This is a genomic window from Chitinispirillales bacterium, from assembly GCA_031254455.1.
Lineage (GTDB): Bacteria > Fibrobacterota > Chitinivibrionia > Chitinivibrionales > Chitinivibrionaceae > WRFX01.
The window spans coordinates 19,206-31,645 of record JAIRUI010000086.1 but is presented as its reverse complement, the minus strand read 5'-3'; the positions used below and the strand labels follow the sequence as shown (position 1 = coordinate 31,645).

At 37.7% G+C, this 12,440-nt stretch carries 15 protein-coding genes; all 15 read right to left on the bottom strand.

Annotation, left to right across the window (positions count from 1 at the left end):
* Positions 1-158: 158 nt before the first annotated feature.
* Positions 159-914 (bottom strand): dienelactone hydrolase family protein, encoded by a 756-nt coding sequence (locus LBH98_06490; protein MDR0304399.1) that lies wholly within the window; start codon positions 912-914, stop codon positions 159-161.
* 20 nt (positions 915-934) lie between these two features.
* Positions 935-1,447 carry a hypothetical protein gene (locus LBH98_06485; protein MDR0304398.1) on the bottom strand — a complete coding sequence of 171 codons (513 nt, stop codon included), beginning with the start codon at positions 1,445-1,447 and terminating at the stop codon, positions 935-937.
* Between the two features lie 91 nt (positions 1,448-1,538).
* The gene (fusA, locus tag LBH98_06480) at positions 1,539-3,614 is read right to left on the bottom strand and encodes an elongation factor G (GenBank protein MDR0304397.1); all 2,076 of its coding nucleotides are present in this window, start codon (positions 3,612-3,614) and stop codon (positions 1,539-1,541) included.
* A 130-nt stretch (positions 3,615-3,744) separates the two neighbouring features.
* The gene (locus LBH98_06475) at positions 3,745-4,044 is read right to left on the bottom strand and encodes a hypothetical protein (protein MDR0304396.1); all 300 of its coding nucleotides are present in this window, start codon (positions 4,042-4,044) and stop codon (positions 3,745-3,747) included.
* Between the two features lie 71 nt (positions 4,045-4,115).
* Positions 4,116-4,820 (bottom strand): hypothetical protein, encoded by a 705-nt coding sequence (locus LBH98_06470; protein MDR0304395.1) that lies wholly within the window; start codon positions 4,818-4,820, stop codon positions 4,116-4,118.
* Between the two features lie 57 nt (positions 4,821-4,877).
* Complete coding sequence (locus LBH98_06465; GenBank protein ID MDR0304394.1) at positions 4,878-5,549, bottom strand: hypothetical protein; 672 nt, start codon at positions 5,547-5,549, stop codon at positions 4,878-4,880.
* The gene (locus tag LBH98_06460; protein ID MDR0304393.1) at positions 5,550-5,768 is read right to left on the bottom strand and encodes a hypothetical protein; all 219 of its coding nucleotides are present in this window, start codon (positions 5,766-5,768) and stop codon (positions 5,550-5,552) included.
* 27 nt (positions 5,769-5,795) lie between these two features.
* Positions 5,796-7,298, bottom strand: coding sequence for a hypothetical protein (locus tag LBH98_06455; protein MDR0304392.1), 1,503 nt, complete (start codon positions 7,296-7,298; stop codon positions 5,796-5,798).
* Between the two features lie 460 nt (positions 7,299-7,758).
* On the bottom strand, positions 7,759-8,010 hold the full coding sequence (locus tag LBH98_06450; GenBank protein ID MDR0304391.1) for a hypothetical protein: 252 nt from the start codon (positions 8,008-8,010) through the stop codon (positions 7,759-7,761).
* A gap of 15 nt (positions 8,011-8,025) precedes the next feature.
* On the bottom strand, positions 8,026-8,709 hold the full coding sequence (locus LBH98_06445; protein MDR0304390.1) for a hypothetical protein: 684 nt from the start codon (positions 8,707-8,709) through the stop codon (positions 8,026-8,028).
* A 49-nt stretch (positions 8,710-8,758) separates the two neighbouring features.
* Entirely contained in the window at positions 8,759-9,340 is a 582-nt protein-coding gene (locus LBH98_06440) for a hypothetical protein (GenBank protein MDR0304389.1), read from the bottom strand.
* Positions 9,321-9,782: a hypothetical protein gene (locus LBH98_06435; GenBank protein MDR0304388.1), complete on the bottom strand. Its 462-nt coding sequence runs from the start codon at positions 9,780-9,782 to the stop codon at positions 9,321-9,323. Before LBH98_06435 ends, LBH98_06440 begins: the two co-directional genes overlap by 20 nt.
* Positions 9,783-9,983: 201 nt before the next feature.
* The gene (locus LBH98_06430) at positions 9,984-10,673 is read right to left on the bottom strand and encodes a hypothetical protein (GenBank protein ID MDR0304387.1); all 690 of its coding nucleotides are present in this window, start codon (positions 10,671-10,673) and stop codon (positions 9,984-9,986) included.
* Entirely contained in the window at positions 10,674-11,681 is a 1,008-nt protein-coding gene (locus tag LBH98_06425; GenBank protein ID MDR0304386.1) for a hypothetical protein, read from the bottom strand.
* Positions 11,682-11,684: 3 nt separating this feature from the next.
* Positions 11,685-12,440: a hypothetical protein gene (locus LBH98_06420; GenBank protein MDR0304385.1), complete on the bottom strand. Its 756-nt coding sequence runs from the start codon at positions 12,438-12,440 to the stop codon at positions 11,685-11,687.

The following is a 12,440-nucleotide window of genomic DNA, read 5'->3' as shown; positions in this document are numbered from 1 at the left end:
TTACTATACCATAGAAAAAATACTAAATGTTTAATAAAAAAACATAAAAAACAAATAATCATAAAGAAAAAAGCGCAGATATTGTTGTACAACCAAAGCAACAAGTATTTTTTACGAAATTTTTAATGTTTTTCAAAACAACAATAGATACTTTTTGCTTATTTTTGTAAATAAAACAAGCCCATTCGTTGCACAAAATTGTCAAACTCTTTCTGTTTGTAATCAAAGCCGTGTTCTTCGTTTTCGTAAAATTTAAATTCTACGTCTATTCCGTCATTTATTAAATTTTGGGCGAAACTTTTGGTTCTTTCGGCAGGATAAAGGCGATCGTTTCCGGCATTTACAATATAAATTTTGCTTTTTCGCAAACTTTGCGTAATTATCGGCGGATCTCCCAAAATCATTTCACCGAACCCGGAAATTGCAAAATATCTTGCAAACAGCGGATAGTCCTGCGTCGCGGCAAAATAAAAAATGCCCGCCGCCCCGTCCGAAACTCCGCATAAAAATATTTTTGAAGTATCAATATTGTAATTATTGGTCATATATTTCACTGCAAACTTTATCCTCTCAACTCCGTTTGAAGACCACCACGGATTTTGTAAATCCGATGACGGACTTACCGCAAAAATCGGGATGCTGTCATAAATAAAATTCATCATTTCAAACGCTTTCTCGCCTTTGTCGTTACGGTTAGCGCCAATCCCGCCGTGAAGATAAACAATTAATGGAAGCGGTTTTGCCGCATTTTTTATTGCATGAATTCCCAAAATCCACTCAATATTTTCGTTTGGAAGTTTTATTTTTAACGCAAAGTTTGACGAATCGGGCAAGTTGCCGATTTCTGAAAGATTTTTATCTTTTTTACAAGAAATAAAAGCAAAGACGATTAGAATAACTATAACTTTTTTCAAGTCTCAACCGTGACTATAATTTATTTCAACACATTTTTCTTCAAACAAGAAAAAAGTTTCTTTTCAATATTTTTATAATTACTTTCAATATCTTTTCTTTTTTCTGTTTTATATGTTTCCGCATTAACCAAAAGAGCGTTTGACCATTTCGCACATTCGGAGTTTACCGATTTATTAAAATCGGTTCTCAGCTTTATGCCCGCATTTGCCGCACCTTTTCGTAATTCTTGTGCATTTTCTCCCAATTCTTCTGCAATAAACAGTATTATTTCGACCATATTTTTATACGAAATTTCACATTTAAATATCGAACCTATCCTATTCGTCGGCTGTTCTTTGCCTAAATCTCTTTCCGCTTCCAAATACAATTCTTGAAAATATCTAAAAGATTCGTATTTCATCGCCCTCTGTTTAAAGTACTGTAAGTTTTCATATTTAAAATCGCCGCCGATTATCGGCAAAACATCCTCATAGTCTTGAGAACTCACACTCAAAACAATAAACAAGAAAAAAGAACAAACTTTCTTTACCATTCTCATACCTCCAAATTTCATATAAAAAACATTTTAACTATCGACTCCGATCTAAAAACAATAACAAAACACCTCAATAATAACATAAGCGTTAATAAATTCTTCCTATTGAGCGCAAAATTTCTTTTTCAAGTTTTTTGTCGCAGTGTTGATAATGCGAAAATACCATCGTGTACGCAGCTCTTCCTTGAGAAAGCGAACGTATTTGAGTCGCGTATCCAAACATTTGCGAAAGCGGCGCACAGGCGTGAATTATCCGTCGAACCCCTTGTATATCGACTCCTCTCACGATTCCGCGTCTGGTCGTAATATCGTTGATAAGCGTACCGACAAATTCTTCCGGCGCGACCGCGTCTATGCTCATAACAGGTTCCAAAATCACCCCGCCCGCGTTTATGCACGCTTTTCTAAACAAAACCGAAGCGGCGATTTTACAAATTATTTCGGTTGTTTCCGCTTCGTTAACGACAATTTTTTTGAGAATCGCTTTTACTCCTATTATTGGAAATCCTGATTTTTCTCCACCTGAAAGCGATTCCAAAATTCCCTCTTTAGCGGCGTTTATAAATTGCAAAGAAACGTTTTCGTCAATTATTTCACTTTCAAAAACCATATCTTTTGAAATATCTTCAAGCGGCATAACTTTTAAAGTAATTTCGACGGATTGTTCTTTTTTATCGACAAGTTTTTTGAAATTCTCGCAAATTTCACTCTCGTTCAAAATCGTTTCACGATAAGCGACCTGCTGTTTACCGGTATAAACTTCAACGTTGAACTCCCGTTTGAGCCTGTCTATTAATATTTCCAAGTGCAATTCACCCATTCCCGACAGAAGCCGCTGCCCCGTTTCTTTGTCTTCGATTACCTTGCAAGTGGGGTCTTCGTCTTCTAGACGGATAAGCGCTTCAAGCATTTTTTCTTCTTCTTCGGCGTTTTTCGGTTCAAGTGAAACAGAAATAACCGGCTTTGCAAATTCCAAACCTTCAAAAACAATCGGATTATCCTCATCGCAAAGCGTATCGCCCGTCGTCGTCCATTTAAGACCTACAACCGCGACAATATCGCCCGCAGTAACTTCTTCGACTTGCGTTCTTTTATTGGAATGCATTTTGAAAAACCGCGTAATTTTTTCTTTTCGTCCGTTTCGCGGGTTCAGCAATCGCCCTTTCACAGTCGCCGTTCCCGAATAAATGCGGATGAACGCAAGTCGTCCGACGTGTTCGTCTCCGGCGATTTTAAAAACCAGCGCCGAAAATTTATCGTCGTTTTGCGGACGACGAAACGCGTCTTTCCCGTCAATAAGTTTTCCGTTAACGTTTCCGCGATCAAGCGGCGACGGCAAATATGCGTCTATCGCGTCAAGAATAGGCTGAACTCCTTTATCCTTAAACGCCGAACCGCAAAGCACGGGAGTAACGCCGTTTTCTATAGTGGCTTTTCGCAAAGTCCTGTAAATTATTTCATTTGAAATTTCTTTTCCGTCCAAATACAAATTCGTCATTTCGTCATCGTATTCGGCAATGTTTTCGATAAGATTTTCGCGCCAAATTACAGCGTCGTCTTTTATATTTTGGGGAACATCTTCTTCGACGACCGTTTTTCCAAAATCGTCGTTTGAGTACTTCAGCGCAACCATTTTTATTAAATCGATTTGTCCTTCAAAACCGCTTTCCGCGCCTATGGGAATTTGCAGTGCTACGTGTTTTCCCGTTAATTTTTCTTTCATCATTTTTAGAACGTTAAAAAAATCCGCCCCGTTTTTGTCCATTTTATTAACAAACGCAATTCGCGGGACACCGTATTTGTCCGCCTGATGCCAAACGGTTTCACTTTGCGCTTCGACTCCGCTAACCGAATCAAAAAGCGCCACGGCTCCGTCCAAAACCCGCAGAGAACGTTCTACTTCTATGGTAAAATCCACGTGTCCGGGAGTATCTATAATATTTATGTTTATATCTTTCCAAATGCAAGCGGTCGCCGCCGAAGTTATCGTAATTCCACGTTCGCGCTCCTGAACCATCCAGTCCATAGCGGTGTTTCCGTCATCTACATCCCCAATAGCGTGAACAACGCCCGTGTAATACAAAATTCGTTCGGTCGTAGTGGTTTTTCCGGCGTCTATATGCGCCATAATTCCGATGTTACGCAGTTTCGACAAATCGTTCATTTTCTCTCCAAAATTTTGTTTATTAAAATAATTTGTGCTTAACTAGAATTGAGCCAATAAATTTTTTACGATTAACTTATTTTGAATTTTTATATATAACTATCAAGGCGCTTTTTAAGTCCTATAATTTCTAAATAACAGATTTTATTCCATAATATCTCGCTTCAGAAATTAGATATTGAAGAGTTGCAAAATAATCCTCTTTTTTTTTACTTTCTTCATCTGTTTCCAAAGTAAAACGACCAACTAAGCTAAAATTAAAATTATTTTCCAAGAACTTCATTTTAGCGCCGTAGCCACATTCACACCACTCAGAAAACTTTTTACAAAGAAGATTTTCTGCATCGTTTACGCTTTTACTTGTAACAAGCAAAACTTTAAACGCCTTAGGGGCATTTACGCCAGCAATTTCACCGCCAAATTCATTCATAAATTTTTCTCTCTTTCACAAGAACTCCTTTTTCGAATATCCCTGCCATTAATTTACCCTCATTCTGTATTTCACTCTTCTATGTCACCTACACCTAAATAAGGTAAATTTACGACATAAGTCAATGGTTCCAGATAAGAAAATTTACTTTTATCAAACGCACCTTCAAACACTTTTTCAAAATGTATTTTTACAAAAGCATTACCGTGTTCACTTTCTTGATATGTATATTCATAAAATTCATTTTTTACTTCATACAAAACTCTGTCACGATAACAAGACATTATTACTTCACGCGGCGGGAGTCCTAAAAATTCTAATTGCTTTTCCACTGTCTCTTTTATATCTTCGTCGCCTATGTTGATATTCCAAATATAAAACAATGTATCATTGCGAATTCCTCTAATGTCACATTCGGGATAAAACTCTACACTGTTTGGACTTACTCCCAGAATTTGCATGCCTGTAAAAAAATCAATCTTTATTGCAACGTCTATCGTCCACTCTTCAGTTTTTAATTTCGTATTAATCGACGCTGCGATATTCTCTCTTTCTTCTGCAACAGCTTTAAATAAATTTTGATAATTTGTAAAAATATCACACATGCCGTGTGTTAATGTAATTCTATTTTGCTCTTGCAAGTTTCCATACAAATTATTTTCTACCATTACCAATTTAACAACTAAACCGTTTGTTAGTGTAACGTCTCCACATCCGAATAAAAACATCACAACAATACTGAATATCGTCACTAATAACAATTTAAATAATTTCATAACAAAGACTCCTCTTAGCTTTATACAAAACGTTTTGCAACATTTCCCCAAATGTGTTTATTTGAAACACTCTGTGGTTAGTTTCCATCTTAATACCCCCATTGGAAGACATTCGTTATTTTCTCCGTTACCGTAGTAACAAATTACTGTCCTTTCCGGAAACGTCAGGTCGGTTATATCTATGCCGTTAACTGTCACTTTACCACTCGTGCGCTTTATAACGTACCCGTTTTCTTTAGATTCAAACGACAGTTTTAAGTTCTCATATACCACTTCTCCTGAAAATTCTCCGGTAAATTGAAATCTAGCTACATTACACGACTCATCTGTGTCGTCATTATATATTTCTATTTCACCTCCTCCTATATACAATCTTCCATTTTCCGAATAGTCAAATAATTCCTTTACGTTTAGATTTGTTTCTTCTAGTGTTTTTTGCCTTTCTTTGATATACCCATACAAGCCGTATCTTATAAAGACTTCCCAGCCTTCTTGTTCGGATTTTTGCACCGTCAACTCTTCTTCGTCACTGTTAAACGCACTCTCAAACACGGTCAAAAATTCCTTTACGTTATTACCATTCACCTTAATTCCTCCACGCTGAACAAGGGCGCCTTTTGGAATTTCTACTCCTTCAATACAACTATTGACGGTTTGGTTTGTTCGGCCGGTTCCATCACCGCACGCAACCAGTAGCATTGCTACAAACATTAAAAATAATTTAATCATTTAATCCTCACTTTCCGATGTTGAATAGGCTTGCGGTATCCAGTGTTCTTTTCTATTACGACTTATAAAAAGCGAAAATACAACACCGAACAACTCCAAAAATCTACGTTCATCCGAATTATACAGATGAACCATATTGGCATATTGCCCTATCCATGATTCTCTTATCTCTTGGGGAGCGATTTCTATTTTAGTATCTCTCCCTACTGTAAACTCCATAATTCATCCTCTCCTATAATCATTTTTTTACCACCCACTCACACCCAATTTCGCCGAATACATATAACTTCTACCAGAAACGCCTTTCACTTCAACGACAAGCAAATACGTTCCGTTAGCTACCTTACGTCCGGTATTATTAGTTAAATCCCAAACCGCTTTATCGCCTCTTTTTACAGACGTGAATACAACGTTACCTATATTGTCATAAATTACCGTTTTCATTTCCGCTGTTTTTTCATTATTCGGAAGAATTATGTTGATTTCGGCTTGTTTCGAAACGACGTTGTTTGTAAATCTTATACCGCAGCGGCTGTCGCTTCTCTGAGCGTTGCTAATTGAAACAACTGGATTATCTCCGATTACGCGCAAATAAGGGTAGCCATTATTGATTTCACTGTTAATTCCCCAAATGTCGATAAAGTCCCAGTTGAGAAAGGTGTTTTGAGCTTTCAATTGTTCAGAATTTTTGGCTAAGATTCCAATAGATTCTCCACCTCCTGTTGCTTGATTTGCTCCTTGAGAATTATAAAAAACAGAAATATTTGTTCTCGAATCGTTAACGTTTCCGAAAATACCACCGGCTCCAGCTTCCAAACCTGTTGCCGTTACGGTTCCACTTGCGTAGGAATTGCTCGTTATACCTTGACCACCTGCAAATCCTGCTATTCCGCCGGAGAGAGCAACCTCTGTCGAAGAGGCAGAAATATTACTAATTGTGTAAGAATTGTTAACTGTAACCATGATATCACCGCCTCCTACCAATCCGCCGGCAAAAGAATATGGCTCTTCATCAAGATCACCGCCACAAAAAGCAGAAACATTTCCTGTCGCGTAGGAATTGTTAATTGTAATACTATTTCCCCATCCCACTAATCCACCGGAGTGGGCAGAATAAGAAAAATTTGAAGAAGAAACATTGCCGATTACATAAGCATTATTAATTGTCATCTCTATGTTACTTAATCCTACCAATCCGCCTGAATACAAAGTAGAATGAATTTTCTCTTTTATGATTACTCCGCAATTTGCTATAGATTTTGTAGAACCGTAAAGTCCTACTAATCCGCCGGCAACCCCTTCATCGCTTGTTGTTATTATTTCCGTAACATTAACTATAAGGTTTTTAATCTGTCCGCCATAATCAACATGTCCAAATAACCCGACATATTCTTGTTTCGATGAGATAAACAGATCGGATATTGAATAATTGTTTCCTTCAAATATGCCCAAAAAACCAATGTTCCCACCAATCGGAGTCCAATTTCTATTATCTAAATAGAGATTGTTTTTCAATATTATTGTTTTGCCTTCAAAATCGTTTGTTCCATTATTTACTAAACTCGCCAATCCAGCCAATTGTTCGGCAGTAGCTATTGTAAATTCGGCTTGAGAAGCATTATACCATGAAACATCCGTTGTTCCGTCCCAAATAGCACTTCCTTGTGCCATTGTTATTGTTATGGCAATTATTATTACTGCTATAACATTAATGCTTTTAACACAGAATAAGCAATTAAATTTGTGCATTTTTACCTCCATTGTAAACGAATAATTCTGTGTCAATGTATTGTAAATTCATTTGACACCTATATTCACCATCATAATCACTGTGTAGTTGTTTCATACTTTCTAATGTTCTTAACGTTTCACCTGTAGTGTATCTATTTCTTCCTGAATCACGCCCCCCCCCCTATTCCAGAGTGTGTCTGCGGTCCTGCCTGTATTCTGTGATGGTGTTCTTGCATACCATGTTCAAATCTATATTCTCGACCTGTTTCTACTATGTGTTCAGTATTTAATGCTCCGTTGTGCAATACAACATAACCTTCTTTTAAAACTTTCAAATCGTTCTACATGCATAATCCTTAACTCTCATAAATAGTTGGCAGTCCGTCTTTTTCAAATCCCAATCCTTTAGGCAACGTAGGGCACTTTTCCAATTGTTCGATTCTAACTTCCATATTTTCTTCCTTTCTAATTTTATCGATTATTTCTGGTAAATAGTTTTTCTGCCGTCGTAATTAAAACCGGCCATTCTCTTTTTGGGATCGATAGAATCTCCAAAATAAAAAACGTTTGAAATGTCTTTAGATTCTACAAAGCCTAACGGAATCGTTCTGATGTCTTTCCCTTCGACCGTAGGGCTTATCAGTAAAGGATTATAACTCGCCGCCGCATATACAACCGCTTCGTGATGCGCCTTTATTATATCCTCGAATAAATCTTGAACTCTTTCCATTTTACCCCCACCCAATTACCAACCTACGCCATAATCCGTATCTTGATTATACATTTCATGAACTAACATTACAATCTTTTCTTCTTTATTTTTTGGAGAAAATTGCCAAATATCTCTATCGTACTTGGTCGGTTGATTAAAAATACCCGCTTGCTCCATCGCATTAAACAACGATAACGTTTTTATATCCGACACAACGACTTCTTCCGGAGAATTATTCCATGGATTCTTAATACATCTAAGATCGCCACTTCCAAAATTAACAATTAAATACAATTCGTCCTGCAATTTACTTTCATTTACATAAGGAGTCCCATACTCAAATTCGCTTTCGGTTACTATTATTAAGGTATCTCCTAAACTGTAACGAAGAATTGGTTCGAATTCTTCATAATCCTCAATAATTTTGGTCCCACCCAAAAATTTGGCTTTCCCGAATGGGATTAACGTGTCAACTTCTTCTGTAGGATCTAAAGTTGTTCTAAAAAGGCTACCTATAGTGTCTATATCGCTACGTGCGTATATTTGAAAGTAGTCAAAGGAATACCACTCTTCCGGATCTTCCGACCAATTCCATGCGTAAAGAACTACGGAAAATTCCGCTATATTCGGATGCGTAAAATTTCTTCCATTGTCATTCGAACACGAAATACACACCAATAAAGTAAACATTAATAAAATTAATACAAATTGTTTCATATCTAAGCCTCCCTTTTCATTTTATAAGCTCATAAAGACGTAATGGCGGTTAGTTTCCATGTTTATTTCCTATCAGTTCCGTCAATTCTTTAAATACACATTCTCCGTCTACTGTTGCAAAGCCTTCAAAAATCTCACTGTCAAGTTCAATAAATAATACTGCTTTAACTGTAAACTTCCCTGCCATCACGTCAAATTTATATATAAGAGCGTCTTGCATGTTTTGTCCTCTGTCTATCTCTATCATTACAATACTTCCTGTCATTTCATAATATCCTAAGTTTGAATATTTTTCTAGTATCGTAACGTTCGAGGTTTCTAAACTCGCTTCTATATTTCCTGTTTGTTGCTTATATTCCTCTATTAACTCTTTCGGTTCTTCTCGTTTAAACCCTGTTACAAACGTTTCATATACGTCTGTTCTAAAACCTGACACATTACCCGATTTTGTTATTTCCCACGGGACAAAAATGCTAATCTTTCCGCTGTCCAATAAGTCAATGAAGGCTTTTTTTATTACTTCTCCTGCGTTGAAGTTTTCTTGACCTTTATAGTCCTCTGAGCCACACGCACTCAATAATAGATATATTATTATTATTACTGCGACTGTCTTACTTCGTCTTTTTTTCATACCAATCCTCCTTTGTTCCTTCCCAAACTTTTATATCTTTAAATTTTCCGTTTATTTCTACTTGATTTTTGTATATGCCTACTACACGTCCGCCTCTTTTTGCTAATGCCCTATCATTCATTTCCTGCGCTTTTGTGCCTACTACTGCTGTGTAAATTACTTTCCTTACCTTCTCTTCTTCAAACAGTCTATCAACAAAAGATTCAATTGCGCGTATTACAAAGCATCTGTATTCACTTTTATATGCTATAAAACACATATCATATGCCAAGCCGTGTTTTATATTAGCTGCGCACGAACACACATAGATTTCGTTCATTTTTGTATATTTTTCGACTACTTTGTGCGGACTTTGTGAAAATATTCCGTCACAGACAACATTTTCTATAGATTGAGCAAATGTTTCTCGTTCTGGCGGAATGTCTGTCCATTCTATTTCCATTTAATCCTCCGACTCTGTCCACGCCAAGAAGACGCAATGTCCGCAGGAGCAGTGCTTTTGAGTTCCATTGTTTATTGTAAATTGCATTATAAACTCTCCATGATTTCTACTACGTAATCTACCGTATATGGTAAATCTTGAGATATTAACATTACTATACCATTTACCACGAAATACATTTCTGTTAAATATTCTTGCATATTAACCTATCTGTTCTATCACGCCTGAAATAGACATAACCATAGCGCCTGTCGTCCCTTGCGTTCTTCTTACACATCCTATAAAATAGTAATATGCGCCTTCTTCTTCTAATATTTCGTCTGAAATCCTGCGGCGTCCGTTTGACGTATTCTCCGAAGACCACGCGCCTGTCGTGCCGCCGTAACGAGTAACAAGTCCTTCCTGTCCGTCAGCCCAAAACAACGCTTTTCCCAAATCGTTTGGCGATTCGCCTGAAGAACTTATAGTCGGAGCCGGGATTGAATGATTTGGAGTTCCTCGTTTAAAATACACATCCATCATGTATTCCGATTGCTGCCCCGACTGCGCTCTAATCATTCCTATACAATTCAATCTGTAACGACCTTTCGGTAAAAATATTGAAAACGGTATTTCTCCTCCGCTATCCTGATTCGCATTTATATTTTCACGACCGAAGAAAACTCTCTCAGAACCTCCCGCCGTATATGAACGCTGTAATAATATTACATGAGACGCGACAAAAGAAATTTCTCCCGTACCGCTTCCTACAAAAGCGACCGGAACTTCACTCCAATCCGCTCTGTTATCCGTAAACATAGGGGCTCCATACACTACCGCATGAGAACCGTCCGATCTTTTAATTACTTTAACGTTGTTATATAACTCGTCGCCCAATTCTAAATAAGCCATTCATCCTCCTTGGTTATTTGCGTTTTCATAAACACATACTCTTGAGTAACCCAGCCATTTACACGGGTGAACATACTCGTTTAATTGAATATAGTGTTTACAATTATTTTCATACACGTTTCCTTCAAAACCGCATTCGCTCAATTGTTGTCTTCCCGAATGCTTTACATCGCCCCGCCTTATAATATAATCCGTTTTATCTTGTGAAGCGAATGCTTTCGGATTAAATTGACAAACGTTCGGAGAATAAATTAATCCCGACGATTTACACTCACAGTATGCGTCTGTATGAATTTTATTTCTTACACGAACCGTTTCCGGATTTAACCACGTATTCGTTACTATACAAGCGACATATTTTTCATTATTCTGATCATACGGTTTCGGTATATAATTTGCAAGATTATGCCCCGTATGCTCTACCCCTGGCGTTATGTTTGTAACGCAGCGCCCTTTCATGTAATTTATTAAAGCGAACATGCTGTCTTCACCGCCGCCGTATGTGTCATAATATTTATAGTATTCTTCCATTATTTCTTTTCTATACCTAAATACTTGACCGTGACGTATTCCTTCCCGCTTCGCCGCTGTAAACGAATATGACACGGATGACGAATACGTGCCGACCAAGAAGTCAACGACGCCGGACTTTGCTATTTCTTCAATGTTCGGAGCCGAAACGTCGCGAAATTTCGCATCAAAAAACATGTCGTCGTCTCCTAACATAATCCAATCGTTTTCCTCCGGATGCGCCTCTTGAACGCTGTCATATCGTAACTTTACAAATTTAATTCCATATTGAATTTCAGGGGAAACATATTGTGAATTTTCACGATAACGCATAAACAAGTTCTTATTTTTCGCACAACGCTTTTTAGTTTTCTCCGACAACGGTTTATTGCGAAGAACGTGAGTTTCCCATTCTTTCGGCAAGAATTGAAGTCCGTCTATGAATTTCAAGAACTTCTCGTCTTCTACGCTCGATATTACACAGAATTTAATTTTCATGTTTTATTCCGACGCCCGTGTCATAAACAAATTAAACAAAACATTCGTAAAAGCGATACGGGACATAATATAAATACCTGTCAAATAACTTTCCGCCGTCATACACCAAACAACGTCCGGATTATTATCTCCCAGCGATTCGTCAAATTCCGGTATCGTCATTTTTGGCATAGTCGGATCGTTTGTCGTTATTTCAACTTTTAGCGTATTATTTATCGTAAAACCTTGACCTGCAAAATTAACTAAATTCGCTATCGCCAATCCGCCGTCTTCTGGAGTTGTGATTGACGTTCCGTCAGTCGTTGCGATAGGTTCTTGCAATACTTTTCCGATTCTTGGATATGGCGTATTTTGATCGACAACGTTATGATTGCCGAGCGAGCCAACCGACAAGATATTATTTGCATCCGCCTTTTGAATTGATAAAGCATTTGTTCCTTTTATCCGTTCCGGGCGCGTATTCGGTAAGTTTAATGAAGTTTTGTCTGCATTTATTCGCATCGGAGATTCCGACAAAGGAATAAATACGCCCAATGCCGTGAAGCCTATATATCCGCGCGTGCGCCAAAAGTCATTAGAAACCTGCGCCTGGTTGTTTGTCGGCAAATCTAATGCATAACCGTCTTCGTTTAATGAGTATGACAAGCCGCGTTTTACAGGCAATGCCGGGGAAAGGATATTCGGATTTGCCGGAGGAGTTGTGAACATATCTCCCAACGAAGCCGGAATTTGATATATTCGTGTAAACGAAACGCTCAT

Coding starts and splice junctions, on each gene's coding strand:
- LBH98_06485 (MDR0304398.1), bottom strand. CDS start 1,447: ATGGTAAAGAAAGTTTGTTCTTTTTTCTTGTTTATTGTTTTGAGTGTG.
- fusA (MDR0304397.1), bottom strand. CDS start 3,614: ATGAACGATTTGTCGAAACTGCGTAACATCGGAATTATGGCGCATATA.
- LBH98_06475 (MDR0304396.1), bottom strand. CDS start 4,044: ATGAATGAATTTGGCGGTGAAATTGCTGGCGTAAATGCCCCTAAGGCG.
- LBH98_06470 (MDR0304395.1), bottom strand. CDS start 4,820: ATGAAATTATTTAAATTGTTATTAGTGACGATATTCAGTATTGTTGTG.
- LBH98_06465 (MDR0304394.1), bottom strand. CDS start 5,549: ATGATTAAATTATTTTTAATGTTTGTAGCAATGCTACTGGTTGCGTGC.
- LBH98_06460 (MDR0304393.1), bottom strand. CDS start 5,768: ATGGAGTTTACAGTAGGGAGAGATACTAAAATAGAAATCGCTCCCCAA.
- LBH98_06455 (MDR0304392.1), bottom strand. CDS start 7,298: ATGCACAAATTTAATTGCTTATTCTGTGTTAAAAGCATTAATGTTATA.
- LBH98_06450 (MDR0304391.1), bottom strand. CDS start 8,010: ATGGAAAGAGTTCAAGATTTATTCGAGGATATAATAAAGGCGCATCAC.
- LBH98_06445 (MDR0304390.1), bottom strand. CDS start 8,709: ATGAAACAATTTGTATTAATTTTATTAATGTTTACTTTATTGGTGTGT.
- LBH98_06440 (MDR0304389.1), bottom strand. CDS start 9,340: ATGAAAAAAAGACGAAGTAAGACAGTCGCAGTAATAATAATAATATAT.
- LBH98_06435 (MDR0304388.1), bottom strand. CDS start 9,782: ATGGAAATAGAATGGACAGACATTCCGCCAGAACGAGAAACATTTGCT.
- LBH98_06430 (MDR0304387.1), bottom strand. CDS start 10,673: ATGGCTTATTTAGAATTGGGCGACGAGTTATATAACAACGTTAAAGTA.
- LBH98_06425 (MDR0304386.1), bottom strand. CDS start 11,681: ATGAAAATTAAATTCTGTGTAATATCGAGCGTAGAAGACGAGAAGTTC.
- LBH98_06420 (MDR0304385.1), bottom strand. CDS start 12,440: ATGAGCGTTTCGTTTACACGAATATATCAAATTCCGGCTTCGTTGGGA.